Source organism: Comamonas antarctica (assembly GCF_013363755.1).
GTDB classification, from domain to species: domain Bacteria; phylum Pseudomonadota; class Gammaproteobacteria; order Burkholderiales; family Burkholderiaceae_C; genus Comamonas; species Comamonas antarctica.
In genome coordinates, this window is record NZ_CP054840.1 from 96,639 (window position 1) to 120,125 (window position 23,487).

The following is a 23,487-nucleotide window of genomic DNA, read 5'->3' on the forward strand; positions in this document are numbered from 1 at the left end:
TCCGCCGCTATTCCTGTATTGCGCATGCAGACCGTTGACTATTCTCCTTCCGAGCTCGCCCCCGAAGCTGTTGAGCGCCTTGCGCACTCCCGCTTTTACCAACGCTTACACCGGCGCTATGCGGGGGAATTGGCGCTTTTCCCTGTGGGCGTGCCGTCGCGCGCCGGCATGGAGCAGGCGCTCGATGCGCTGCTGGCCCAGGGTATGGACCTGTCCGCCGGGCTGCGCGTGCTGCGCCAGCTGGTCATGGAGCGGCTGATCCAGCTCGACTGCGCCCAGCACGCGCCGCTGGCCGTGGTCACGCAGGCCGTGACCCAGCTGGCCGAGGTGGCGCTGGACCGGGCTTGCTGCCAGGTGCGCCACGAGCTCGACGGCCGCCATGGCACACCCACCGGCCCCGAAGGCCAGGCGGTGCCGCTGTGGATCGTCGGCATGGGCAAGTTCGGCGCGCGCGAGCTCAACGTGTCCAGCGACATCGACCTGATCTACGTCTACGAGCACGAAGGCGAGACCGCGGGCCAGCCTGACGGCCGCGGGCGCATCTCCAACCATGAATATTTCGCGCGCGCGGTCAAGGGCATCTACGCGTTGATCGGCGAGGTGACCGAGCACGGCTTCGTGTTCCGCGTCGACCTGGCGCTGCGCCCGAACGGCAACTCCGGGCCGCCGGCGGTGTCGCTGGCCGCGCTCGAGGATTACCTGCAGACCCAGGGCCGCGAGTGGGAGCGCTTTGCCTGGCTCAAGAGCCGCGTGGTGGCGCCGCGCGACACCGTGCGCTCGCCCGAGGTCCAGGCGCTGCGCGCCGTGGTCCTGCCCTTCGTGTTCCGCCGCTACCTCGACTACAGCGTGTTCGACGCGCTGCGCTCGCTGCATCGCCAGATCCGCGAGCACGCGGCCAAGCGCAGCGCCGGCCATCCGGGCCGCGCCAACGACGTCAAGCTGTCGCGCGGCGGCATCCGCGAGATCGAATTCACCGTGCAGTTGCTGCAGGTGGTGCGCGGCGGGCAGTTTCCCGAACTGCGCTGCCGGCCCACGCTCGAAGCGTTGCAGCGGCTGTCGCGTGCCGGCCTGATGTCGGCGGAAACCGCCGAAGCGCTGGCCCAGGCCTACACCTTCCTGCGCCAGGTCGAGCACCGCATCCAGTACCTCGACGACCAGCAGACCCATGTGCTGCCCACGCGCGACGACGACCTGCTGTGGATTGCGCAGACCATGGGCTACCCCGACTGCAGCCGCTTCCTGCACCAGCTCGATGCGCACCGCGAACTCGTTGCCGAGGAGTTCGACACCCTGCTCGGCGGCAATGCGCCCCCGCAGTGCAGCAACGGCCACTGCAACGGCCCGCGCGCGCTCACCGTGGCTTCGCCCCAGGAAGTCGACGACCTGATCGCGCAGCTGCCGCCGCGGCTGTCGGCCCGCGTGGCCGAGTGGCGCGACCATCCGCGCGTCACCAGCCTGCGCGATGAAACCCGCGCGCGGCTGTTCCGCCTGGTGCAGCGCACCGCGCAGTGGGTGGCCGACGGCAGCGTCGGCGAAGAGGCCGGCGTGCGCCTGATCAACTGGCTCGAACCGCTGCTGCGCCGCGAAAGCTATCTCGCGCTGCTGCTCGAGCGCCCCGCGGTGCATGAACGCCTGCTGCACCTGCTGGGCGCGGCGCGCTGGCCCGCGCGCTACCTGCTGCAGCACCCGGGCGTGATCGACGAACTGGCCAGCGATGCCATCCTGAACGACCGCTTCGTTGCCGCCGACTTCGAGCGCGAACTGGCGCTGCGCCTGGCCTCGCTGAAGACCACGGGCGAGGACGACGACGAAACCCTGCTGAACCTGCTGCGCCGCGCCCACCATGCGGAAATCTTCCGCACGCTGACGCGCGACATCGAGAACCGCATCACCGTCGAGCAGGTGGCCGACGACCTGAGCGCGCTGGCCGACAGCGTGCTGCGCGTCACCGTGCAGTGGTGCTGGGAGCGGCTCAAGGGCCGCCACCGCGAGCATCCGCAGTTCGGCATCATCGGCTACGGCAAGCTCGGCGGCAAGGAACTGGGCTACGGCAGCGACCTCGACATCGTCTTCGTGTTCGACGACGACGACGAGCGCGCGCCCGAGGTCTATGCGGCATTGGTTCGCAAGCTGATCAACTGGCTCACCGTGAAGACCGGCGAAGGCGACCTGTTCGAGATCGACACCGCGCTGCGTCCCAACGGCAACTCGGGCCTGCTGGTCACCAGTTTCGATGCCTATGCCAAATACCAGCAGCAGCGCGGCAGCAACACCGCCTGGACCTGGGAGCACCAGGCCATGACGCGCGCGCGCTTCGTGCTGGGCAGCGATGCGCTGCGCGAGAAGTTCGACGCGGTGCGCGAGGCTGTGATCTCGGCGCCGCGCAACTCCGAGATGCTGCGCGCGGAAATCGTGGCCATGCGCGCGCGCCTGCGCGCCGCCCACCCGGCGCGCGGTGAACTGTTCGACGTCAAGCACAGCCCGGGCGGCATGGTCGATGTGGAGTTCGCCGTGCAGTATCTGGTGCTGCTGTGCTCGGGCGAGCATCCGCAATTGCGCGGCAACGTCGGCAATATCGCGCTGCTGCGGCATGCCGAACAGGCTGGCTTGCTGCCCGAGGGCGTGGGCCGGGCCGCGGCCGATGCCTACCGCGCGCTGCGTCGCATCCAGCACAACGCGCGTTTGGACGAGGCCAGCGGCAAGATCGATCCGCAGACCGCGGCACCCCTGCGCGATGCGGTGCTGACGCTGTGGCGCGCGGTTTTCGGTGTACCCGGCACGGCCGAACCCAGCCCGACGCCGGGATTGAGCGCACATATTTGAAAAAAAACGTTAGAAATTCAATACATATCGCCCGGGCCTGATGCGCCCTATCGGCCGGGCGAGTGTTTTGTGTCCTTGGTGGAGCTAGCGCTTACACCTTGTTTTTCTGGCTTCGTCCCTGGCCCGAATGTCAACGCCGCCAAGCAGTTGGTTACATTTTTGGGGCTGCATATCGCGGAACTTTGGCGCAGACTGGTCCTCAATACATGAGCTTGCACGGGTAAATGCCCATGTGCAATGAATCGTTTACTGTTGCGAAGCCTTTGTTGGACATCGTCCATATCGACCCCCTGAAGCGCTTCTCCTCCCTCCCTCTCTTTATTCGTTTCGGGATGCTTCGCAACTTTTTTATGCAATGAAAATGGCCACCCGAAGGTGGCCATTTTTTTGTTTGCGCGGTAGTTCAGGCCGGCAGAGTGTCCTTGAAGCTGGGGCGTTGCGCCAGCTTGTCGGCCAGGCGCGCGAGATTGGGGTGGTCGTCGCGCCAGCTCAGCTCGGGAAAGCGGAATTCCAGCCAGCCCAGCGCGCAGCCGGTGGCGATATCCGCCAGCGACATGTGGATACCGCAGCAAAACGGCTTGTCGCCCAGCGCCTTGGCCATCGCTTGCAGGCTGGCGTCGACCTTGCCCATCTGCCGGTCGATCCAGGCCTGGCTGCGTTCGCCCTCGCTGCGTCCGGGCCAGGTGGCCTCGAGGCGCGCGAGCACGCCGGCATCGAGCAGGCCGTCCGCCAGCGCTTCCCAGGTCTTGACGTCGGCGCGCTCGCGGCCGCTCGGCGGCAGCAGCTTGCCCACGGGCGACAGGGTGTCGAGGTATTCGACGATCACGCGCGAGTCGAACAGCGGCGACTCATGGCCTTCGATCTGCAGCCGCGGCACCTTGCCCAGCGGACTGGCCGGGCTGGCGGCGGCATCGGCGGCCCACACGTTGTCGATCTCGAACTGGTAGTCGAGCTTTTTTTCCGCCATGACGATGCGCACCTTGCGCACGTAGGGACTGCTGGTGGTACCGATCAATTTCATAGGGCGAGCTTCCATGCGCGGGACCCGGCAAGTGCCGGCTGGACGATTCTATCGGCAGCCATGGCAGGCACGGGTTTTGTACGGCCACCTACAATTGAGGGCATGAGCCTGTCCCACATTTCCGCCCTCTCTCCGCTCGACGGCCGTTACGCCGCGAAACTCTCCGCCCTGCGCCCGATCATGAGCGAGCAGGGGTACATGCACCGCCGCGTGCAGGTGGAGATTGCCTGGTTTATCGCGCTGTCCGACGCCGGCTTCGAAGAATTCAAGCCGCTGTCCGCGGGTGCGCGCGCCTATCTGCTGGGGCTGGTGAAGAACTTCAGCGAAACCGATGCCGAAGCCATCAAGGAAATCGAGAAGACCACCAACCACGACGTCAAGGCCGTGGAGTACTGGATCAAATCCAAGTTCGAAGCCCGTCCCGAACTCGAAAAGGCCGCTGAATTCGTGCACTTCGCCTGCACCAGCGAGGACATCAACAACACCAGCCACGCGCTGCAGCTGCGCGTCGGCCGTGACATGGTCGTGCTGCCGGCACTGGACCGCATCGTGCTCAAGCTGCGCGAAATGGCGCACCAGTACGCCGACGTGCCCATGCTCAGCCGCACCCACGGCCAGACCGCGAGCCCGACCACGGTCGGCAAGGAAATCGCCAACGTCGTCGTGCGCCTGCAGGCCGCCGTCGAGCGCATCGCCAACGTCAAGATCCTGGGCAAGATGAACGGCGCCGTGGGCAACTACAACGCCCACCTGTCGGCCTGGCCCGAATTCGACTGGGAAGCCTTCAGCAAGAAGGTCATCGAGAGCCCCGAACCCAACGGCCTGGGCCTGACCTTCCAGCCCTATTCGATCCAGATCGAGCCGCACGACTACATGGCCGAGCTGTTCGACGCCGTGGCACGCGCCGACACCATCCTGATCGACCTGGCACGCGACATCTGGGGCTACGTCTCGCTGGGCTACTTCAAGCAGCGCCTCAAAGCCGGCGAAATCGGTTCCTCGACCATGCCGCACAAGGTCAACCCCATCGACTTCGAGAACGCCGAAGGCAATCTGGGCCTGGCCAATGCGCTGCTCAAGCACCTGTCGGAAAAGCTGCCCATCAGCCGCTGGCAGCGCGACCTGACCGATTCCACGGTGCTGCGCAACATCGGCGTCGCGCTGGGCTATGCCACGCTCGCCTACACCTCGCTGATGACCGGCCTGAACAAGCTCGAACTCAACGAGGAACGCCTGGCCGAAGACCTCGACAACGCGTGGGAAGTGCTGGCCGAGCCGATCCAGACCGTGATGCGTCGCTATGGCGTGCAGGGCGCGTACGAAAAGCTCAAGGAAGTCACGCGCGGCAAGACCGTGCAGGCCGAAGACCTGCACCGCCTGATCAACGGCCTGGAAATTCCCCAGGCCGACAAGGACCGCCTGCTGGCCATGACGCCTGGCTCCTACGTCGGCAAGGCTGCCGAATTGGCCCGCCGGGTCTAAAAGGCTCTGCCTGGTCCGTCCATTTCTTGGGCGGCACCGCCTTGGCAGGCTCGGGAAGAAGGATGAACAGGCATCAAGCCCATGCACTCCGTTCGCCCTGAGCCTGTCGAAGGGCGTTTTAGGGCGTAACTGACGCAGTCAGCTGCAGCTCCTGCTTTTGATTCCCTTGTGGAATCTTTTCTTTTTTCCGAGCCTCCCGCCCATGGCCCTCAAATCCACCATCTTCAAGGCAAACCTGCAGATTGCCGACATCGACCATGGCTACTACGCCGACCATGCGCTGACGCTGGCACGCCATCCGAGCGAGACCGACGACCGCATGATGGTGCGCCTGGTGGCGCTGGCGCTCAATGCCCACCAGCTCAACGACCTGTGCAATGGCGACGCCACGCTGGGGTTCGGCGCGGGCTTGTCCGATCCCGATGATCCGGACGTCTCGCTGACCGACTTCACGGGGCGCAAGCGCCTGTGGATCGAGGTCGGCCAGCCCGAAGACAAGCCCATTGCCAAGGCCTGCAGCAAGTCGGACCAGGTGCTGCTCTATCCGTTCGCGCATTCGGCCGACGTCTGGTGGCGCGGCATTGAAAGCAAGTTCAGCCGCCTGCCCAAGCTCGAAGTCTGGCGCCTGCCGTCCGAGGCGGCCCCTGAACTGGCCCAGCTGGCCGAGCGCAGCATGCAGCTGCAGGCCACCATCCAGGAAGGCGCGATCACGCTCAGCAGCAAGCTCGGCAGCGTGACGGTCGAGCCGGTCCGCTGGAAATAACGCCGCATCCAGGCCGGCGGCGGGGCGTCAAGCGCTTGCGGCTCCGTTCGGGGTGAGCCTGCCTGGGCGGCCCCGTCGAACCATGGACGGGCCGGCCCATGCCCTCCACCCCCTTCAGCGCCCCGTTCCGGACTTGTTTTCGGCCGCGCGCTCGGCATAGCGGTTGAAGCGCCAGGCTGTGTCCTCGACAGTGATGCGCCGCCAGACCGCGCGTTTTTCCACCGGGTCGAACCCCGGCCACAGCTGCACCTCCTCGAAAGTACGCCCACAGCCCTTGCACAGGTTGTCGCCCTGGCTGGTCGAGCAGATCGCGATGCAGGGCGTGTCGGGCGTGGTGTCGTACCACGCCAGCCACGCGGCCTGGGCATGTGAGGGCACGTCGTCCGCCGCCACTTCGCTGGCGTGGCGGTAGATCATCAGCGCATAGACATCGGCCAGCGCCCGAGCCTCGGGTGCGAGCAGCACGCCGTCGGGCGAGGGTTTTCTGCGGCGCCAGTAGTTGATGGCGGCCTCGATGTCGGTGATGTGGATTCCTGCCATGGGTGGTGCGGACAATGCGGCCCCGGATGATAAGCGCCGGGCCGCGGGTGTGAGGCCGCCATGGGCTTTGGCGCAGGCTTCATCCGGCAAAAAAACAGGTTTATGCCGAAAGCTTTGCCAAATGTGTTCAAATTGCAAGCTTCGAAGGGGAGTAGCTCTCGTTGCGAAGCCCGGCAGGTCCTGCCGGCGAATCGCACAAGCGTCGAGGTCGTCAATACGAAGCGCAAGCTTCCGGCCTCCCGGGTTCCGTGCTGCACGGTGCCGAGCAAGACCTTTGAGAGACCGGTGCACTGGTCTGTCAAAGCATTTCCCTTCGGCCCAAGCTTCCTGCTCTGGCTGTCGCAGGAAGATGCGTGAGAGATCCATGCACCTGCTTCCAACCGACGCGCAGGTGCCTGGACCAGCTCATTACCTCCAGGTTCCTGCTGCTTTTTGGCATTCGACAACGAGGTTTTTATGGATTTAGACTTCCTCACGCATACGCCGTTCTGGATAGCCCTGGGACAGATCATCATCATCGACATCCTGCTCGGCGGTGACAACGCGGTGGTGATCGCACTGGCCTGCCGCAAGCTGCCGCCCGAACAGCGCCGCAAGGGCATCATCTGGGGTACCGCGGGTGCCATCATCCTGCGCGTGATCCTGATCGCGTTTGCAATGACGCTGCTGGCCCTGCCGTTCCTGAAGTTCGTCGGCGCGCTGCTGCTGGTCTGGATCGGTGTCAAGCTGATCGCTCCCGAAGAAGACGCACATGACGGCATCCAGGGCAGCGACAAGCTGCTGGCCGCCATCAAGACCATCATCGTTGCCGACCTGGTGATGAGCGTGGACAACGTGATTGCCATTGCCGGCGCCGCGCAAAGCTCGGGCGACCACCAGATGCTGCTGGTCACGCTGGGCCTGCTGATCTCGATCCCGATCATCGTCTGGGGCTCGCAGCTGGTCATCAAGCTGATGGACCGCTTCCCGCTGATCATCGTTGCCGGCGGCATGCTGCTGGGCTGGATCGCGGGCGGCATGCTGGTGTCCGATCCGGTCTTCGCCAACACCGAGAAGTGGCTCTGGATGCCCAAGCTGGAGCAGACCACCGCGCTGAAGTACGGCGCCCAGATCGCCGGCGCGCTGCTGGTGCTGGTCATCGGAAAGTTCGTCGCCTCGCGCCGTCCCAAGGTGACCCACGGTTCGGGCCACGCCTGACCGGGCAGAGCTTGCGGCGCAGGCCGCCGCAAGCCTTCCTTCTTGCCAAGGCAGGCCCCCCAAAAGGCCTGCCTTTTTCATTGGCACAGCCACACCGGAGTTCTCTTGAACCGTACCACCTTCATTGTCTATGTGGACGATGCGGCGCATGCCTTGCCGCTGCTCACGTCGTTGGCCGCCACGTTCGAGGCCACCAGCCCGCGCTGGCTGCTGGTCGCCTGCGCGCCGCGCGTCACCCACCGCGCGAGCAAGTGGGCCAGCCACCGGACCCGCGAGAACTGGCGCAACCAGTGGGCCGACAAGCTGTTTTCGCAACTCACGCCCAGCCTGCAGACGTCCAATGCGTCTGTGCCGGCTGACGTGACACCGCTGCTCGCGCGCCAGCCGCTGCCCGAACTGCTGAGCGAACTGCAGCAGGCCTATGGCCAGGTCCAGGTCGTCGATGCACGCCGTCCCAAGCGCGAGGCCCCGGTGCAGAAGCCGCAGTCGCGCTGGGGCCCTTCGGGCCTGATCGCCGGCATGGGCAGCCTGCTGGCGTGGATGCTGGAGGAAACGCTGGTGTAAGCCAGGGTGCGTCCGGGCTGATCCCGAGCCTGTCGAAGGATCGACCCGACGCGCAAGACACCCGCGCTCCCGCGCTGCTATGCTGGCAGCATGAAACTCCTGCTCCAATGGTTCCTCTATGCCGTCGCGCTGCTGGCTGTTGCGGCCATCTACCCGGGCGTGACCATCCATGGCTTTGGTTCGGCGCTGATCGCGGCGCTGGTCATCGGCCTGCTCAACGCCGTCTTGCGGCCCGTGCTGGTGGTGCTCACGCTGCCCGTGACGCTGCTCACGCTCGGCCTGTTTCTGTTTGTCGTCAACGCGCTGATGTTCTGGATCGCGGCCAACGTGCTGGCAGATATCCAGGTCAGCGGCTTTGGCGCCGCCTTCCTGGGCTCGCTGATCTATTCGGCGCTGGGCCTGGTCATCGATTCAGCGCTGCGCCGCCTGTTCCCGTAACAGCTCCTCGGTGGCGCGCAGCCGGGTGTCGATGATCGATGCCTCGAAGTGGTCGCTTTGCGAGCCGCTGCGCCGCGCCAGCTCCTGGCCGGCGCGAAAACGGTCCACTGCCGCCGAGTAGTCGTAGTGCGCGGCCTGGGCCTCGCCTTCGGCACGCAGGGCGCGCAGCGGCTGGTTCTGTGCCTGCCATAGCTGCGCGAGCGTCTGCCACGCAGCGGCATCGCGCGGATACAGCGTGACCCAGGTCTGCAGCGGCTGGGCCATGGCTTGCGCCTGGCCCAGGCGCAGCAGGATCTGCGTGCGCAGCAGCAGCACCGGCCTGGTGGGCTTGTCGGCCTTGTCGTCGGCTTGCATTGCCGGTGCCAAGGCGTCCAGCGCGGCCTGCGGCTGGCCTGCGGCCAGCTCCAGCTCCGCCGCCAGCAGCGCCGCCTGGCGCAGGCCTGCAGCGTCGCCCGCCAGCGCCTGCGTGAGCGCCGGCAGCCCGGCGCGCGCCGGCCCCCAATCCTGCAATTGCATATGCGCGAGCACCGCGGCATACAGCCCGGCCACGCGCTGGCCTTGGGGCGTCTCGTCAAAGCCGCTGGATTCGGGCAGGCGCGTCCACTGCCGCAGCACATCGACCCCGGGCCGCGACAGCACGCGGGCGCGCGCCGCCATCATGGCGTGTTCGAGCGAAGGCGCGGGCTGCGCCGCCCGCTGGCCCGCGGGCAGCCGCGACTGCATGTCGGCAATGCGTTCGCTGGTCAGCGGGTGGCTGCGCAGATAGGGCCAGCTGCCGTTGTCGTTGAGCCGGTTCGCCTGCTGCAGCCGGTCGAACATGCCGATCGCGCCCTGCGGCGCGAAGCCCGCGGGCGCCATCAGGCCGTAGCCCATGCGGTCGGCCTCGCGCTCCATGTCGCGCGAGAAATTGAGCTGGTTCTGCGCCGTCAGCGCCTGGCCGCCAATCATCAGCGCCTGTCCCGCGCCGGGGCTCTTGGCGGCGGCCAGCGCGCCCAGGATCATCGAGCCGATCACCAGCGGCGACTGGCGGCTTTGCTGCGCGATCATGCGCGCGATATGCCGCTGGCTCACATGGCTCAGCTCGTGGGCCAGCACCGACGCCAGTTCGTCGCGCGTGCCGACCACGCCGATCAGCCCCAGATGCACGCCGAAGTAGCCGCCCGGCAGCGCAAACGCGTTGATCGACCGGTCGCGCCCCAGCAGGATCTGCCAGGCAAAGCGCTCGTCCAGCTCGGGCGACAGCTCGCCGCGCGCACGCGCCGCGGCCAGCAGCGGTTTCCAGATGCCCTCGACATATTCCTGCAGCGGGCCATCCTCGAGATAGTCGGGGTCGCGGTACAGCGAACGGATGATGCGGTCGCCCATGCGCCGCTCGTCGCTGGTGGTGATGGACGCGCCGTCGCCCAGCGTGGGCAGCTGCAGCTGGGCCGACGCGGAAAGCGGCAGCCAGCCGGCGCCGGCCAGCGCCAGCGCAGCCAGCAGGCGCCGTGGGTGTTGTGGAAAAGAAGGCATTCTTTGAACCTGGAGCAGCAGCCGCGGACCGGTGCTGGCAGTGACACACCCCGCTATGATGCCCTGATTGTCTTAACGTTCCATCGGACACCCGCACAGCGGGGTGCCGCCCCACCGCCATGACCTCACCACTCACCCATTTCGACGCCCAGGGCCAGGCCCATATGGTCGACGTCGCCGCCAAGCCCGCCACCCACCGCCTCGCCATCGCCGAAGGCCGCATCGAGATGCTGCCGGCCACGCTGGCGCTGATTGCGTCGGGCTCCGCCAAGAAAGGCGATGTATTGGGCATTGCGCGCATTGCCGGCATCATGGCCGCAAAGAAAACCAGCGAGCTGATCCCGCTATGCCACCCCTTGGCGCTGACGCGTGTCGCCGTGGAATTCCAATTGAAGGAAGCCGGCAACACCGTCGAATGCCGCGCCACCGTGGAAACCGTGGGCCCGACCGGTGTGGAAATGGAAGCACTGACGGCGGTGCAGATTGCCCTGCTGACGATCTACGACATGTGCAAGGCCGCGGACCGGGGGATGACTATCTCCGGCGTGCGGGTGCTGGAGAAGCACGGGGGAAAGTCGGGGTCTTGGCAGGTGGAAGGCTGATTGACGTTTCCCCTAAATCAACCTATCCGGCGCTACGTTTGAGTTGAAACACCCTTCGACAGGGTCGCTTAGACAGGGTCGCTTAGACAGGGTCGCTTAGACAGGGTCGCTTAGACAGGGTCGCTTAGACAGGGTCGCTTCAACAGGCTCAGGGTGAACGGGCTGTGACCGTTCGTCCTGAGCTTGTCGAAGGATGAACGTCCGGTGCTCGGAAACGCATCACGACACCAGATAGCGGCAATTAGCTGGCAGAAACTTGAAAGCCGCCGCATTGGCAATTCCGCAACCCCAGACAATCGGTTGAGCCGCACGCATGGGATTGGATGGAAGTGCCGAATTGGTCACGGTGCCGCTGCCAGGAGTCAGCAAAATCGGTGCACCCAATGATCCAGCCACCTGTCCCGCATAGGTGATGGTGATCCGGCCATCGCCCATCACTGGTGTGGCCAGGGCTGCAATGCCGGCAATGGCAATCGAAGCGACATTGGAGCCTGCGACATATTCGTAGGTATACGCTGCCAGGGTTGAGGTCGGTACAGTCGCCGCGCCGGTCCCGGCATAGGGGGCCACACCGGCGGTAGTGGCCGTGGACAGTGTTTCCGCCACCGCTGCCTTGGCTGTAGTGGCTAACGTAAGGCCTTCGCTGACGCGAGCCCGGGTCGTGTAATCCTGATAAGCGGGCAAGGCCACGGCGGCCAGGATGCCAATGATCGCTACCACCACCATCAATTCGATCAGGGTGAAACCTTGTTGGAGGGTGCGTTTCATTGAAGCTCCTGGATAAAGATCTGGATGCGGCTTGCACCTCGTGAGCCATTCTTGATGGCAGGGGAAATAGCTATTGGTTGGATGATGCGCGAAAGCGAAATTTTTTGCACGCATCAGTTGATGCCTCACTCGTCGCTTGCGCGAAAACCACCTCCGTTCGTGCTGAGCTTGTCGAAGCAAGAACGTCCAGTTTTTCAAGCACGTGCAGGAAGTGTCTACCGGCGCGGAATGAACCCGTCACCCGGAATATAGGTGAAAGGCTCCATGTTGCGCGCGTCAATCAACGCCACCCAGTCCATGGACCGAACGCTGGTGAAGGGCAGCCAGACGATGGATTCATGCGGTACCTTGAACTTCTGCGCAAGCCGTTTTATTTCCGTCTGCTTGTCCGGATATACCGCAACTAGCTCTGCAAGATTTCTGCTCGCTGCTCGAACCTTTCCCTTGGCTGGACCATATTCTTCCCACATTTCAGGCCGCAGCGAAGGTTCTTTACCTGCCAGCGATAAATCGATGCTTCGCAGCATTTCATCGCCATCTTTTGGGGTCCTCGTACTCAGTAGTTCTGGGCCCATCGATGGTAGGCGTTTCCAACGGTCAGGCCCTTTTGCTAAATCATCGGGATCAATTTCGATAGCATTTATCATTCGCAGACGATCGGTTTCAAAAACAATGTGAACAGGGCGAATTTGATAAATCGTCCAAACACCATATACGAGTGTAATGAGTTGTATAGCAACAACGACTGACGCATCGAGCATTAACTCGCGCCGAGACTTCTTCGAATTCCAAATGATATAAAGCAACAAAGGGCCGCAGATCACATTGATGATAGTGACCAGCCAATAGAGTGAAGTGCTTTCTGTTAGATTAACAAGGGGGCTAGGAAACCAGATCCTGAAGACAATAAATGAAATGACAATCGCAATAACAAGCGAAAGTGCTGCATTAATGATGGCAGCTAAAATTCTTCCGTTGAGCATGATTTGCGTCCTTGTTATAAATGCTGTTGGAAATAAAAAAGGGCCGCGCGGCCCTTTTTTATCATTAGCACACTGCGATGCCTAAATTTTCCAGCACTTAACATGCTGTTAAATGAAAATCACGTTGCTGCTGCGGCAACCACAAAGCGGCAGTTTGCAGGCAGATATTTGAAAGCTGCAGCGGTTGCAATGCCACAGCCCCAAACGACAGGAGCGCCCACAACCATGGCAGCGCTAGGAACACCAGAGTTGGTGACCGTGCCACTGCCAGGAGTCAGCAAAAGAGGATTTCCCAGCGCAGTTGCGACTTGACCAGCGTAAGTGATAGAAATACGTCCCGAACCAATAACGGGAGTAGCCGGAATCGCCGCGATAGCGATCGAGGCAACGTTAGTGCCCGCAGTGTAGCTATAGGCATATACCGTATTGCCTGCGGTTGCTGGGGCAGCTTGAGCTGCAGTTCCATTGTAAGCTTCGACCTCACCACTGTTACGGTTATTGAAAGCATCGACAACCGCGGTCTTGGCCGCGTTAGCCAAGCTCAAGCCTTCCGTCACGCGCGCCCGGATCGTGTAATCCTGATAAGCCGGCAGCGCCACGGCCGCCAAAATACCAATGATCGCCACAACGATCATCAGTTCGATCAAGGTAAAACCTTTTTGGATTGAACGCTTCATGGAAAGCTCCTGGGTAGAAAAATTAGGTAACCTGTATCAGCAATTGTCATGCCATCACGCGCTCAGAGGAAGAACCTGCCTCGCTGCAAAACTTTGTTGCAAATTCTGCGAAGTTCAAACATTCTCTGACAAGAATGCCGCTTCTATGTGACAAAGTTGTCAAATTCATTGACTCAAGGACAAAACATGTCACTTTGGGGCGGAGCAGAGCGTCAGGCCCCGGCTTGAAGCCGCAAAAAGTGCAGCCGGCTGCCTGCCAGTTCAATCAGGTCACCATGCTGCAATGGCCTGGCATCGGCGCCGACCCCCAGTCCATTGAGGCGCAGGCTGCCATCCGCGCCCTCGGTGCGTGCCAGCATGAAGCCCGAGGACTTGCGCGTGATGGTGGCCACCGCGACGCCGGGCTTGCCCAGGGTGGTTACGGGTTTGAGCAGGGCCACCTCACGCGGGGTGTCGCCTTCGAGCCGCAGGCACGCCGGCTGCGCGGCCGCCGCTGCGGCGCCCCATTGTGTGTACTCTTCGGGGCTCAGCTGCAGGCGCATCTCATACTGCCCGATGTTCAGCAGATCCCCATGCTGCAGTTCCTGGCGCGCGATGCGCTGCTGGTTCACATAGGTGCCGTTGGTGCTTTGCAGGTCTTCGATGTGCACGCGGCCGCCCACACAATGCAGCAGTGCATGCTCGCCGCTCACGGCCAGATTGCTGATCACGATGTCGTTGTAGGGCCGGCGCCCGAGCGTGGTGCGCTCCTTGGTCAGCGCGACTTCCTTGATGATGGCGCCATCGATTGAAATGACCAGGCGGGGCATGCATGGACTCCTGCGGGTGGTGGAACGCGACGCCGCGGGCGGGGCCGCGCGGCAAGGCGTGAGTTTAGCCGCAGGCGCTTCAGTGGTCCTGGTCCGCAGGCGCGGGTTCTACAGCCGCGATGATCACGCTGATGTTGTCATGCCCGCCCCTGGCATTGGCCTGCGCAATCAACTGGTCGGCCTGCAGGCTCAGCGGCTGGGGCAGGGCCAGCAACGCCGCGATGTCGGCCGCGCCCAGCATGTCGCTGAGGCCGTCGGAACACAGCAGCACGCGGTCGCCGGCTTCGAGCGGTTCTTCGTACAGCGTGGGCTGGGCGCGTGCACTCACCCCCAGCGCGCGCGTGATCAGGTGGCCCTGGCCGGACTGCGCCGCGGCCTCGACGCTGATATGGCCTGCATCGATCAGCTCCTGCAGCCAGGAATGGTCCGTGGTGAGCTGGCGCAGCGTGCCGCGGCGCCACAGATAGGCGCGCGAGTCGCCGAGATGGGCCACGACCAGCCGGTCCTGCGTGAACACCGCGGCCACGACGGTGGTGCCCATGCCTTCGCATTCCGGATGGCGCGCGGCATGTGCGCGCACCGCGGTGTTGGCCTTTTGCACGCATTGCTCGAGTGCGCGGTGCACGGCCGCCATGCGTGCCGGCACGGACGAGGGCGCGGGCTGCGCGGCGCTGTGCTGCAGCGATTGCACGACGCATTGCACCGCCAGTGCGCTGGCGACCTCGCCCGCCTGGTAGCCGCCCATGCCGTCGGCCAGGACGGCCAGCGACCAGGCAGCGCCCGCCTCGGCATGCACGGCATCCTCATTGTTGGCGCGTACCAGGCCGCGGTCGGTGCGCTGCACGAAGGCGTAGCGCCATTGCGACTCTGGCGGAGGAGGGCGGCGAAGGCTCAGGAACACGGATGGAGGGGGTAGTGGGAACGGCCCGCAGGCGCGCGGGGATGCAATTGTCCAGGGGGCGGGAATGCCCCTGCATTCTGTGTGCGGCGGCATGCGCCTGACATTGGACGCAAGCGCATCTTGCCACGGCCACGTGGATGGGGTATTTGCCGGCCCGCACGGCATGCCCTGCGGCATGAAAAAAAGGGATGGTGCAGGCGCGCCATTGCGCACCGGCATCCATCCCTTGTCTTGCGCACCGGCTCCCGGGCAGCGGTGCGCGCGGCGGCGTCAGCCGCCGTGGATCAGATCAGGCCCTTGAGCAGGCGGCCCATTTCCGACGGGTTGCGGGTGATCGTGAAGCCGCACTCTTCCATGATGGCGAGCTTGGCATCTGCCGTGTCGGCGCCGCCGGAGATCAGCGCGCCGGCGTGGCCCATGCGCTTGCCCGGAGGGGCGGTGACGCCAGCGATGAAGCCGACGATGGGCTTCTTCATATTGGCCTTGCACCACATGGCGGCTTCGGCTTCATCGGGGCCGCCGATTTCACCGATCATGATCACGGCGTCGGTGTCCGGATCGTCGTTGAAAGCCTTCATCACGTCGATGTGCTTCAGGCCGTTGATCGGGTCGCCACCGATGCCGACAGCGGTCGACTGGCCAATGCCCAGTTCGGTCAGCTGCGCCACGGCTTCATAGGTCAGCGTGCCGGAGCGCGAGACCACGCCGATGCGGCCCTTCTTGTGGATGTGGCCGGGCATGATGCCGATCTTGATCTCGTCGGGCGTGATCAGGCCGGGGCAGTTGGGGCCCAGCAGCAGGGTCTTCTTGCCGCCGGCGGCTTCCTTGGCCTTCATGCGGTTGCGCACTTCGAGCATGTCACGGACGGGGATGCCTTCGGTGATGCAGATCGCCATGTCCAGGTCGGCTTCGACGGCTTCCCAGATGGCAGCGGCAGCGCCTGCGGGCGGCACGTAGATCACCGACACGGTGGCGCCGGTCTGGTGCGCGGCTTCCTTGACCGAACCGTAGATTGGGATGTTGAAGATCGACTCGCCAGCCTTCTTCGGGTTCACGCCGGCCACGAAACAGTTCTTGCCGTTCGCGTATTCCTGGCACTTCTCGGTGTGGAACTGGCCCGTCTTGCCGGTGATGCCCTGGGTGATGACTTTGGTGTCTTTGTTGATATAGATCGACATGTGTTGGCTCCAGGGTCGGTTACTTGACGGCTTCGACAATCTTGGTGGCGGCTTCGGCCATGGTGTCGGCCGAGATGATGGGCAGGCCGGATTCGGCCAGCATCTTCTTGCCCAGTTCCTCGTTCGTGCCCTTCATGCGCACGACCAGCGGCACTTGCAGGTTCACGGCCTTGCAGGCAGTGATCACGCCGGTGGCGATGGTGTCGCACTTCATGATGCCGCCGAAGATGTTGACCAGGATGCCTTCGACCTTGGGGTTCTTCAGCATGATCTTGAAGGCTTCGGTGACCTTCTCGGGGGTGGCACCGCCGCCCACGTCCAGGAAGTTGGCAGGTTCGCCGCCAAACAGCTTGATGGTGTCCATGGTGGCCATGGCCAAGCCGGCGCCGTTCACCAGGCAGCCGATGTTGCCGTCCAGCGAGATGTAGGCCAGGTCGAACTTCGAGGCTTCGACTTCGGCCGGATCTTCTTCGTCCAGGTCGCGGAAGGCAACGATTTCGGGGTGGCGGAACAGTGCGTTGGGGTCGAAGTTGAACTTGGCGTCCAGGGCGGTGATGGTGCCCTTGCTGTCGCGGTTCAGCGGGTTGATTTCAACCAGCGACGCGTCGGTGTCCATGTAGCACTTGTAGATCTTCTGGCACACGTCGATGAACTGCGCCACCGAGTCTTGCGGCATGCCGATGCCCTTGGCCAGCTCTTCGCCGTTGGCCTGGGTGAAGCCTTGCAGGGGGTCGACCATCACGGTGATGATCTTCTCGGGCGTGGAGTGGGCCACTTCCTCGATATCCATGCCGCCTTCGCTCGAAGCGATGAACGCAACCTTCTGCGTCGCGCGGTCGGTCACGGCCGACAGGTAGTATTCCTGCTGGATATCTGCGCCGTCTTCGATGTACAGGCGGCGGACCTTCTGGCCTTCGGCGCCGGTCTGATGCGTGATCAGCTGCATGCCGAGGATTTCGCCAGCCAGGCGCTTGACGTCGTCGATGCTCTTGGCAACCTTGACGCCGCCGCCCTTGCCGCGGCCGCCCGCGTGGATCTGGGCCTTCACGACCCACACCGGGCCGCCGAGCTTCTGAGCCGCTTCGACGGCTTCTTGTACTGTGAATGCAGGGATGCCGCGCGGAACGGGCACGCCGAACGTACGCAAGATTTCCTTGCCTTGATATTCATGAATCTTCATGAGCTGTCTCTCTCTCAGGAATGGTGGTTTACCCGGTTGCCATAATGCTGTCTGGCCGCGGGCATGGGACATGGCAGCCCGGAAATGTATCATGCTGCGATGCACCATCCCTGGTGTAAAACTACTAACCCATATACTGGCTTTTGCGTGGCGCTTGTAGCGCGAGGCCTGGACCGATTGCAGGAGATTTCCCATGTCCAAAGTGTTCATCGATGGCGAAGCCGGCACCACGGGTCTGCAGATCCGCGAGCGGCTGCAGTCCATGCCCGCGATCGAGCTGGTCAGCATTGCGCCCGAACTGCGCAAGGATCCAGCCGCCAAGCGCGCATTGATTGCGGGCGTGGACCTGGTCATCCTGTGCCTGCATGACGACGCCGCGCGCGAGACCGTGGCCATGGTCGATGCCATCACGGCGGAAACCGGCCGCAGCATCAAGATCATCGACGCCTCGACCGCGCACCGCACCGCCCCCGGCTGGGTCTACGGCTTTCCCGAGCTCTGCGACGGCCAGCTCGAAGCCGTCAAGGGCGCGGCGCGCGTCTCCAACCCCGGCTGCTATGCCACCGGCGCCATTGCGCTGCTGCGCCCGCTGGTCGATGCCGGCCTGCTGCCTGCGGACTTCGCGGTCAGCCTGCCGTCGGTGTCGGGTTATACCGGCGGCGGCCGTCCGATGATCGAAGCCTACGAGGCCGGCACCGCCGCGCCCTATGAAGCCTATGCGCTGGGCTTGTCGCACAAGCACATCGCCGAGATCCAGCGCTATACCGGCCTCACGCGCCGCCCGCTGTTCATTCCCGCCGTGGGCAATTTCGCTCAGGGCATGCTGGTGCATCTGCCCCTGCACCTCGATCTGCTGCCCGGCGCGCCCAAGGCCGCCGACCTGCATGACGCGCTGGCCAGCCATTACGCGCGCACCGCCACGCCCGAGCAATGGGTCTCGGTGCTGCCGCCAACCGACGACGGCAAGCTTGCCGCCGACACGCTGGCCAATACCAACAAGCTTGAAATCCGCGTGTTCGCCAACGAGCAATACCGCCATGCCGTGCTGATCGCCCGCCTCGACAACCTGGGCAAGGGCGCGAGCGGCGCGGCGGTGCAGAACCTGCAATTGATGCTGGGGGTGTAAGGGCGGCGCGGCCGATAGGTCGCGCGCCAAGTGCCCGCGGCTTGCGTTTGCGCGAGGCAGGCAGTTCATGGTTCGACGCGCCCGGCCAGAGAGGCTCACCACGAACGGTTTGTCATTCCTGCGGCCGCAAAGCTATTCCTCGGGCTGCTGCCCGGCCACCACCTTGCGCACCACATCGCCCGAAAACCCCCGGCTGGCCAGAAAGCGCATCTGCTTGAGCCGGTCCTGTGGTGTTTCTGCAGGTGCGCCAAAGCGCTGGCGCCAGACGGCATGCGCGCGCTGCCATTCGGTGGCGCGCAGTTCCTGGGTCGCGGCGCGCACCGTGTCGTCGTCGAGGCCCTTGCTGCGCATTTCCTGAACCACGCGCGCCGTGCCCAGCTTGCTGCCGCGGCGGTAGGCCAGCGATTGCGCGACGCGTTCGGGATTGATGAAATTCTTCGCTTCCAGCTCGTCGAGCGTCGCGGCGAGATCGTCGCCTTCGGCCACATGGGCCGCCAGCTTGCGTTCGAGTTCGAGCCGGGAATGCTCGCGCTGCGCCAGCAGGCGCAGCGCGCGGCCCTTGAGGGAGAGGGTGTCGAAGCCCATGGCAATGCAAAAGCAAAAGCCCGGGCCGGGCCTACGCGGCCCAGCCCGGGCTTCACTGCTTACTCGCCCGCGGGTGCAGTGGCCGCTGCGGCCTTGTCCGCGCCCTTGTCGGCCTTGGCCGGCTTGCCGCCGGCGGCGGGAGCCGGGGTGGCGCCGGCCAGCAGGGACACGCCCAGGCTTTCGCGCACGCGGTTCTCGATCTCGAACGCCAGGTCCGGGTTCTCGCGCAGGAATTCGCGCGCGTTGTCGCGGCCCTGGCCGATCTTCTCGCCGCGGTAGGCGTACCAGGCCCCCGACTTGTCGAGGATCTTGGCTTCGACGCCCATGTCGATGATTTCGCCTTCGCGCGAGATGCCCTCGCCGAACAGGATGTCGAATTCAGCGGTCTTGAACGGCGGGCTGACCTTGTTCTTGACCACCTTGACGCGGGTTTCGTTGCCGATGGCGTTGTCGCCCTTCTTGATCGTGCCGGTGCGGCGGATGTCCAGGCGCACGGAGGCATAGAACTTGAGCGCATTGCCGCCGGTGGTGGTTTCGGGCGAACCGAACATCACGCCGATCTTCATGCGGATCTGGTTGATGAAGATGACCATGCAGTTGGTCTTCTTGATCGTCGCGGTGAGCTTGCGCAGCGCCTGGCTCATCAGGCGGGCCTGCAGGCCGGGCAGCGCATCGCCCATTTCGCCTTCGATTTCGGCCTTGGGCGTGAGCGCCGCCACCGAGTCGATGACGATCAGGTCGACGGCACCCGAACGCACCAGGCTGTCGACGATCTCGAGCGCCTGTTCGCCGGTGTCGGGCTGGCTGATCAGCAGGTCGGATAGCTGCACGCCCAGCTTCTGCGCATATTGCACGTCAAGCGCATGCTCGGCGTCGACAAACGCGCACTGGCCGCCTTGCTTTTGCATTTCGGCAATGACCTGCAGCGTGAGCGTGGTCTTGCCCGACGATTCCGGGCCGTAGATCTCGACCACGCGGCCGCGCGGCAGGCCGCCGACGCCCAGGGCGATGTCCAGGCCCAGCGAGCCGGTGGAAACGACCTGGATGTCCTCGATGGCTTCGCCTTCGCCCAGGCGCATGATGGTGCCCTTGCCGAACTGTTTTTCGATCTGCGCGAGCGCGGCTTGCAGGGCCTTGGCTTTTTCGCTGTTGGCTGCGGTGGCGGGGTTGCTGCCCTTGACTGTGGTGACGTCCATGAAAAACTCCTGATAAAGCAATGATTTTGGAGAGCACCGACGGTCTGTTGTTACTGCCAGCCTGGATGCTTGAACAGTAGTTTATGAGGGTTGTACTTTTCTGTATAGATGATTTTTAGTCAGTTTCCCTGACAATTACTCATGGCATCCCTTTCACCTTCCACTTCCTATTCCGATGACTGGCGCCAGCTCCATCTGGGCCGCTTGCTCGGGCATTCGATGCGCCGCTTCGATGCGCGTGTCATGCAGCTGATGGCGCATGCGCTCGAGGTGCCGCTGGCGCTGTCCAACCTTGCGGCGCGCGACCAGGTCAGCGCCGCGCACATCCACATCACGCGCCATCTGTCGCTGGCCGGCGACCGGTTGACCGATCTCGCCGAGCGCGCCGGCATGAGCAAGCAGGCGATGGCCGATCTGGTCGAGCAGTGCCTGGCATGGGGCTTGGTCACGCGCGAGCCCGATGCGCGTGACCGGCGCACGCGCTGGATCCGCTTCACGCCCACGGGGCTCAGCTGGCTGCAGGCGTTCCAGGCGGCCGTGGCCCAGGCCGAGGCCGAGTTCCGCGCCGAAGTCGGGGACGAGGTCGCGACCGTGGTGGCGCTCGGGCTCGAGGTCTATGCCGCCAGCAGCGGCAAGCCGGCATAGCGCGAAAACCCCAGGCCGGGCGGCGCCATCCACCCCTAGAATCGACCAAACCCCCGGCGGTCTTGCACTGCCGTGTCCATTCAGGGAAATATCCGCATGCGCATCTTGATTGCCGAGGACGACCAGGTCTTTGCCGATGGCCTGTTGCGCAGCCTGCGCGGCTCGGGCGCCGTGGTCAGCCATGTGGCCAGCGGCAGCGAAGCCGAGTCGGTGCTGATGACCAGCAGCGAGTTCGACCTGCTGATCCTCGATCTGGGCCTGCCGAAGATGCATGGCCTCGAAGTGCTGCGCCGGCTGCGCGGGCGCGGCGACGGCCTGCCGGTGCTGATCCTCACGGCCGCCGACAGCGTCGAAGAACGCGTCAAGGGGCTCGATTTCGGCGCCGACGACTACATGGCCAAGCCATTCAGCCTGCAGGAGCTCGAAGCGCGCGTGCGCGCCCTGACGCGCCGCGGCATGGGCGGCGCCAGCAGCACCATCAAGCATGGGCCGCTGGTCTATGACCAGTCGGGCCGGGTGGCCACCATCGACGGCAAGATGGTCGAGCTTTCGGCGCGCGAACTGGGCTTGCTGGAAGTGCTGCTGCAGCGCGCGGGCCGCCTGGTCAGCAAGGACCAGCTGGTCGAGCGCCTGTGCGAATGGGGCGAGGAGCTGAGCAACAACGCGATCGAGGTCTACATCCATCGCCTGCGCAAGAAGATCGAGCATGGGCCGATCCGCATTGCGACCGTGCGGGGGCTGGGATATTGCCTCGAAAAGATCCGCGATTGAGCATGGCTGACTGCTGGGAGGCAGCGACTTCCTCGCACATTGCTCGCCCTGAGCCTGTCGAAGGGCGTTTTAGGGCGTGCCGCAAAGAAGCCGTGGCTACTGTATGGAGGCCCTGCGTTCATCCTTCGACAGGCTCAGGACGAACGGGGAACCAGCAGAGGCCTTGCTGTTTCTTGGTCACGTCTGGCGAGACGTGTCTCGCTTCTCCCGCTCAGGACGAACAGACCGCCAATCGCGTGCTTCCCGATACGCCATGAAACTCTTCCAGCGCGAGCAGTATTCGCTGTTTGGCGGCATCCTGGACTGGATGCTCACGCCCTTGCTGCTGCTGTGGCCCGTGAGCCTGGCCCTGACCTGGCTGGTGGCGCAGGGACTGGCCAACCAGCCCTATGACCGCGCGCTGGAATATGACGTGCGCGTGCTGGCGCGGCAGGTGCAGCAGGGGCAATTGCAGTTCAGCCTGGCGCAGGCGCTGAGCCACAACCTGCGCGCGAGCGCTGCCGACAGCGTTTTCTACCAGGTGCTGGACCCGCAGGGCCGATTGGCGGCGGGCGAAAGCGCGCTGCCGCGGCCGCCCTGGACCGATGCCGAGCGGCGCAATGGCGAGGTCCAGTTGTACGACGCCGAACTGCGCGGCGTGGACCTGCGCCTGGCGGCGTTGTGGGTGCCGCTGCCGGAACCCGGCCAGCCACTGGCGCTGGTGCAGGTCGCCGAGGCCCGCGACCAACGCAGTGCGCTGGCCGGGGAGATCATCCGCGGCGTGATGCTGCCGCAGTTCGTTGTGCTGCCGCTGGCGGTGATGCTGGTGTGGATGGCGCTGGCGCGCGGCATCACGCCGCTGCACCGGCTCGAGGAGCGCATCCGCGCGCGCAAGCCCGACGACCTGTCGCCGCTGAACTTCGAGGATGTTCCGCTGGAAGTCGCGCCACTGGTCAATGCCGTCGACGACCTGCTGTGCCGCCTGAACGAATCGCTGGCGACGCAAAAGCGCTTTCTTGCCGATGCCGCGCACCAGCTCAAGACCCCGCTGGCGGGCCTGCGCATGCAGGCCGACCTCGCGCAGCGCGAGGGCACCAGTACGCAGGAACTCAAGCGCTCGCTGCAGCAGATCGGCCGCGCCAGCATGCGCGCGAGCCACACCGTCAACCAGCTGCTGGCGCTGGCGCGCGTCGAAGGCACGGGCGCGGCCATGGCAAAGCAGCGCTGCGACCTCGCGCAGCTGGTGATCGACGTGGTGCGCGACTCGGTGCCGCGCGCGCTCGACAAGCATGTCGACCTGGGCTACGACGGCGCCGAGCCGGGTGCGCCCGGGGTCTGGATGGAAGGCAATCCAACGCTGCTGACCGAGCTGGTGCGCAACCTCGTCGACAACGCGATCAACTACACGCCGTCCACCCCGGAGCAGCCCGGCGTGGTCACGGTGCGGCTGCTGGCCGACACCTTCGAACGCATGCTGCTGCTCGAGGTCGAGGACACCGGGCCCGGTGTGCCCGAGGCGGAGCGCGCGCTAGTGTTCCAGCCGTTCTACCGCGCGCTCGGCACGCAGGCCGATGGCTCCGGGCTGGGCCTGCCCATCGTGCAGGAGATTGCACGCCAGCATGGCGCCCAGGTGTCGCTCGATGCGGCGCGTCCGCAGCAGCTGCCGCCGGGGGCGCGCTTCAGCGTGCGTTTTTCGGCGTTGCGGGCGCTGCCGGCGCTGGCCGCGTTGCCCTGATGCGGACCTGGG

General features: G+C 64.6%; 24 protein-coding genes. 12 read left to right on the forward strand and 12 right to left on the reverse strand.

Annotated elements, in window-relative coordinates; translation table 11 throughout:
• Positions 1–24: 24 nt before the first annotated feature.
• The gene (gene glnE, locus HUK68_RS00435) at positions 25–2,823 is read left to right on the forward strand and encodes a bifunctional [glutamate--ammonia ligase]-adenylyl-L-tyrosine phosphorylase/[glutamate--ammonia-ligase] adenylyltransferase (protein ID WP_175502413.1); all 2,799 of its coding nucleotides are present in this window, start codon (positions 25–27) and stop codon (positions 2,821–2,823) included.
• Between the two features lie 403 nt (positions 2,824–3,226).
• Here glnE and HUK68_RS00440 read toward each other — a convergent pair whose 3' ends face one another.
• A complete protein-coding gene (locus HUK68_RS00440; RefSeq protein ID WP_175502414.1) occupies positions 3,227–3,844 on the reverse strand; it encodes a glutathione S-transferase family protein in 618 nt (205 codons plus the stop codon).
• Positions 3,845–3,946: 102 nt separating this feature from the next.
• Between HUK68_RS00440 and purB the strand changes: the two genes are divergently transcribed.
• On the forward strand, positions 3,947–5,326 hold the full coding sequence (purB, locus tag HUK68_RS00445) for an adenylosuccinate lyase (protein ID WP_175502415.1): 1,380 nt from the start codon (positions 3,947–3,949) through the stop codon (positions 5,324–5,326).
• Between the two features lie 202 nt (positions 5,327–5,528).
• Positions 5,529–6,089: a YaeQ family protein gene (locus HUK68_RS00450; protein WP_175502416.1), complete on the forward strand. Its 561-nt coding sequence runs from the start codon at positions 5,529–5,531 to the stop codon at positions 6,087–6,089.
• Positions 6,090–6,203: 114 nt separating this feature from the next.
• Here the strand turns inward: HUK68_RS00450 and HUK68_RS00455 are convergent, their stop codons facing one another.
• Positions 6,204–6,629 carry a DUF3717 domain-containing protein gene (locus tag HUK68_RS00455; RefSeq protein WP_175502417.1) on the reverse strand — a complete coding sequence of 142 codons (426 nt, stop codon included), beginning with the start codon at positions 6,627–6,629 and terminating at the stop codon, positions 6,204–6,206.
• Positions 6,630–6,689: 60 nt separating this feature from the next.
• Between HUK68_RS00455 and HUK68_RS00460 the strand changes: the two genes are divergently transcribed.
• From HUK68_RS00460 to HUK68_RS00475, 4 genes are all read left to right on the forward strand, one after another.
• On the forward strand, positions 6,690–6,986 hold the full coding sequence (locus tag HUK68_RS00460) for a hypothetical protein (protein WP_175502418.1): 297 nt from the start codon (positions 6,690–6,692) through the stop codon (positions 6,984–6,986).
• A 99-nt stretch (positions 6,987–7,085) separates the two neighbouring features.
• Positions 7,086–7,826 carry a TerC family protein gene (locus tag HUK68_RS00465; RefSeq protein ID WP_175502419.1) on the forward strand — a complete coding sequence of 247 codons (741 nt, stop codon included), beginning with the start codon at positions 7,086–7,088 and terminating at the stop codon, positions 7,824–7,826.
• 105 nt (positions 7,827–7,931) lie between these two features.
• The gene (locus HUK68_RS00470) at positions 7,932–8,390 is read left to right on the forward strand and encodes a hypothetical protein (protein WP_175502420.1); all 459 of its coding nucleotides are present in this window, start codon (positions 7,932–7,934) and stop codon (positions 8,388–8,390) included.
• 90 nt (positions 8,391–8,480) lie between these two features.
• Positions 8,481–8,828 carry a phage holin family protein gene (locus HUK68_RS00475; RefSeq protein WP_175502421.1) on the forward strand — a complete coding sequence of 116 codons (348 nt, stop codon included), beginning with the start codon at positions 8,481–8,483 and terminating at the stop codon, positions 8,826–8,828.
• On the opposite strand, the gene HUK68_RS00480 is transcribed toward HUK68_RS00475, so the two are convergent.
• Positions 8,802–10,340 (reverse strand): M48 family metalloprotease, encoded by a 1,539-nt coding sequence (locus tag HUK68_RS00480; protein WP_175502422.1) that lies wholly within the window; start codon positions 10,338–10,340, stop codon positions 8,802–8,804. The two genes, HUK68_RS00475 and HUK68_RS00480, sit on opposite strands and share 27 nt — an antisense overlap.
• Before the next feature lie 119 nt (positions 10,341–10,459).
• Here HUK68_RS00480 and moaC point away from each other — a divergent pair, with 119 nt between their 5' ends.
• A complete protein-coding gene (gene moaC / locus HUK68_RS00485) occupies positions 10,460–10,942 on the forward strand; it encodes a cyclic pyranopterin monophosphate synthase MoaC (RefSeq protein WP_175502423.1) in 483 nt (160 codons plus the stop codon).
• A gap of 219 nt (positions 10,943–11,161) precedes the next feature.
• Here moaC and HUK68_RS00490 read toward each other — a convergent pair whose 3' ends face one another.
• The 7 genes from HUK68_RS00490 to sucC all read right to left on the reverse strand — a co-directional run bounded on the left by HUK68_RS00490 (position 11,162) and on the right by sucC (position 17,438).
• Positions 11,162–11,710 (reverse strand): pilin, encoded by a 549-nt coding sequence (locus tag HUK68_RS00490; protein WP_175502424.1) that lies wholly within the window; start codon positions 11,708–11,710, stop codon positions 11,162–11,164.
• Positions 11,711–11,925: 215 nt separating this feature from the next.
• Positions 11,926–12,693: a hypothetical protein gene (locus tag HUK68_RS00495; protein ID WP_175502425.1), complete on the reverse strand. Its 768-nt coding sequence runs from the start codon at positions 12,691–12,693 to the stop codon at positions 11,926–11,928.
• Between the two features lie 119 nt (positions 12,694–12,812).
• The gene (locus tag HUK68_RS00500) at positions 12,813–13,370 is read right to left on the reverse strand and encodes a pilin (RefSeq protein WP_175502426.1); all 558 of its coding nucleotides are present in this window, start codon (positions 13,368–13,370) and stop codon (positions 12,813–12,815) included.
• Between the two features lie 212 nt (positions 13,371–13,582).
• Entirely contained in the window at positions 13,583–14,179 is a 597-nt protein-coding gene (locus HUK68_RS00505; RefSeq protein WP_175502427.1) for an FHA domain-containing protein, read from the reverse strand.
• A 79-nt stretch (positions 14,180–14,258) separates the two neighbouring features.
• Positions 14,259–15,080, reverse strand: a complete 822-nt coding sequence (locus HUK68_RS00510; protein ID WP_244146220.1) for a Stp1/IreP family PP2C-type Ser/Thr phosphatase — start codon at positions 15,078–15,080, stop codon at positions 14,259–14,261.
• 284 nt (positions 15,081–15,364) lie between these two features.
• Complete coding sequence (gene sucD, locus HUK68_RS00515; protein ID WP_175502429.1) at positions 15,365–16,258, reverse strand: succinate--CoA ligase subunit alpha; 894 nt, start codon at positions 16,256–16,258, stop codon at positions 15,365–15,367.
• A 19-nt stretch (positions 16,259–16,277) separates the two neighbouring features.
• Positions 16,278–17,438 (reverse strand): ADP-forming succinate--CoA ligase subunit beta, encoded by a 1,161-nt coding sequence (gene sucC / locus HUK68_RS00520; RefSeq protein WP_175502430.1) that lies wholly within the window; start codon positions 17,436–17,438, stop codon positions 16,278–16,280.
• 193 nt (positions 17,439–17,631) lie between these two features.
• Here sucC and argC point away from each other — a divergent pair, with 193 nt between their 5' ends.
• Positions 17,632–18,564 carry an N-acetyl-gamma-glutamyl-phosphate reductase gene (gene argC / locus HUK68_RS00525; protein WP_175502431.1) on the forward strand — a complete coding sequence of 311 codons (933 nt, stop codon included), beginning with the start codon at positions 17,632–17,634 and terminating at the stop codon, positions 18,562–18,564.
• A gap of 132 nt (positions 18,565–18,696) precedes the next feature.
• Here argC and recX read toward each other — a convergent pair whose 3' ends face one another.
• Positions 18,697–19,149, reverse strand: a complete 453-nt coding sequence (gene recX / locus HUK68_RS00530; RefSeq protein ID WP_175502432.1) for a recombination regulator RecX — start codon at positions 19,147–19,149, stop codon at positions 18,697–18,699.
• Positions 19,150–19,208: 59 nt separating this feature from the next.
• Entirely contained in the window at positions 19,209–20,345 is a 1,137-nt protein-coding gene (recA, locus tag HUK68_RS00535; RefSeq protein ID WP_175502433.1) for a recombinase RecA, read from the reverse strand.
• A 141-nt stretch (positions 20,346–20,486) separates the two neighbouring features.
• On the opposite strand from recA, the gene HUK68_RS00540 reads away from it, so the two are divergent.
• From HUK68_RS00540 to HUK68_RS00550, 3 genes are all read left to right on the forward strand, one after another.
• Positions 20,487–20,990, forward strand: a complete 504-nt coding sequence (locus HUK68_RS00540) for a MarR family winged helix-turn-helix transcriptional regulator (protein WP_175502434.1) — start codon at positions 20,487–20,489, stop codon at positions 20,988–20,990.
• A gap of 96 nt (positions 20,991–21,086) precedes the next feature.
• Positions 21,087–21,761 (forward strand): response regulator, encoded by a 675-nt coding sequence (locus HUK68_RS00545; RefSeq protein ID WP_159915342.1) that lies wholly within the window; start codon positions 21,087–21,089, stop codon positions 21,759–21,761.
• Between the two features lie 253 nt (positions 21,762–22,014).
• The gene (locus HUK68_RS00550; protein WP_175502435.1) at positions 22,015–23,475 is read left to right on the forward strand and encodes a sensor histidine kinase; all 1,461 of its coding nucleotides are present in this window, start codon (positions 22,015–22,017) and stop codon (positions 23,473–23,475) included.
• The last annotated feature ends 12 nt before the right edge of the window (positions 23,476–23,487 follow it).

Excerpts from the sequence above, each read along its gene's own strand:
- HUK68_RS00440 (WP_175502414.1), bottom strand. The coding sequence starts at position 3,844 with ATGAAATTGATCGGTACCACCAGCAGTCCCTACGTGCGCAAGGTGCGC.
- HUK68_RS00450 (WP_175502416.1), top strand. The coding sequence starts at position 5,529 with ATGGCCCTCAAATCCACCATCTTCAAGGCAAACCTGCAGATTGCCGAC.
- glnE (WP_175502413.1), top strand. The coding sequence starts at position 25 with ATGCAGACCGTTGACTATTCTCCTTCCGAGCTCGCCCCCGAAGCTGTT.
- HUK68_RS00550 (WP_175502435.1), top strand. The coding sequence starts at position 22,015 with ATGAAACTCTTCCAGCGCGAGCAGTATTCGCTGTTTGGCGGCATCCTG.
- HUK68_RS00495 (WP_175502425.1), bottom strand. The coding sequence starts at position 12,693 with ATGCTCAACGGAAGAATTTTAGCTGCCATCATTAATGCAGCACTTTCG.
- sucC (WP_175502430.1), bottom strand. The coding sequence starts at position 17,438 with ATGAAGATTCATGAATATCAAGGCAAGGAAATCTTGCGTACGTTCGGC.
- HUK68_RS00465 (WP_175502419.1), top strand. The coding sequence starts at position 7,086 with ATGGATTTAGACTTCCTCACGCATACGCCGTTCTGGATAGCCCTGGGA.
- HUK68_RS00460 (WP_175502418.1), top strand. The coding sequence starts at position 6,690 with ATGGGCTTTGGCGCAGGCTTCATCCGGCAAAAAAACAGGTTTATGCCG.
- recA (WP_175502433.1), bottom strand. The coding sequence starts at position 20,345 with ATGGACGTCACCACAGTCAAGGGCAGCAACCCCGCCACCGCAGCCAAC.
- HUK68_RS00505 (WP_175502427.1), bottom strand. The coding sequence starts at position 14,179 with ATGCCCCGCCTGGTCATTTCAATCGATGGCGCCATCATCAAGGAAGTC.
- purB (WP_175502415.1), top strand. The coding sequence starts at position 3,947 with ATGAGCCTGTCCCACATTTCCGCCCTCTCTCCGCTCGACGGCCGTTAC.
- HUK68_RS00475 (WP_175502421.1), top strand. The coding sequence starts at position 8,481 with ATGAAACTCCTGCTCCAATGGTTCCTCTATGCCGTCGCGCTGCTGGCT.
- recX (WP_175502432.1), bottom strand. The coding sequence starts at position 19,149 with ATGGGCTTCGACACCCTCTCCCTCAAGGGCCGCGCGCTGCGCCTGCTG.
- HUK68_RS00545 (WP_159915342.1), top strand. The coding sequence starts at position 21,087 with ATGCGCATCTTGATTGCCGAGGACGACCAGGTCTTTGCCGATGGCCTG.
- HUK68_RS00455 (WP_175502417.1), bottom strand. The coding sequence starts at position 6,629 with ATGGCAGGAATCCACATCACCGACATCGAGGCCGCCATCAACTACTGG.
- HUK68_RS00500 (WP_175502426.1), bottom strand. The coding sequence starts at position 13,370 with ATGAAGCGTTCAATCCAAAAAGGTTTTACCTTGATCGAACTGATGATC.
- HUK68_RS00540 (WP_175502434.1), top strand. The coding sequence starts at position 20,487 with ATGGCATCCCTTTCACCTTCCACTTCCTATTCCGATGACTGGCGCCAG.
- sucD (WP_175502429.1), bottom strand. The coding sequence starts at position 16,258 with ATGTCGATCTATATCAACAAAGACACCAAAGTCATCACCCAGGGCATC.
- moaC (WP_175502423.1), top strand. The coding sequence starts at position 10,460 with ATGACCTCACCACTCACCCATTTCGACGCCCAGGGCCAGGCCCATATG.
- argC (WP_175502431.1), top strand. The coding sequence starts at position 17,632 with ATGTCCAAAGTGTTCATCGATGGCGAAGCCGGCACCACGGGTCTGCAG.
- HUK68_RS00480 (WP_175502422.1), bottom strand. The coding sequence starts at position 10,340 with ATGCCTTCTTTTCCACAACACCCACGGCGCCTGCTGGCTGCGCTGGCG.
- HUK68_RS00490 (WP_175502424.1), bottom strand. The coding sequence starts at position 11,710 with ATGAAACGCACCCTCCAACAAGGTTTCACCCTGATCGAATTGATGGTG.